Raw genomic sequence first — 222 nt, forward strand, 5'->3', positions numbered from 1 at the left:
GACCGGTATTCTCACCCGTGCCGTTGTTGTCATCCAATGGTTGGTATTGATTAACATCGGTGGTCACGGTGACATCGCCCGTTGCCGGATCCATGGTTGGGGTCATGGTGATGTCTAGGACCGGATTGCCGTCCCCATCCACACCAGAGATGGTGGTCACGCCATTGGCATCGGTGGTCATGCTGAAGTTAATTGGGTCACCACCATTGGTGGTCATTTCAC

General features: G+C 54.1%; 1 protein-coding gene. It reads right to left on the minus strand.

Translation table 11 applies throughout. The annotated features are described in order from the left end of the window. Positions 1-222: hypothetical protein (locus HC723_RS17280; protein ID WP_190339983.1), on the minus strand; the 222-nt coding region annotated here is incomplete at both ends.

Origin of the sequence: Vibrio sp. S11_S32, assembly GCF_014694465.1 — a bacterium.
Lineage (GTDB): Bacteria > Pseudomonadota > Gammaproteobacteria > Enterobacterales > Vibrionaceae > Vibrio > Vibrio algicola.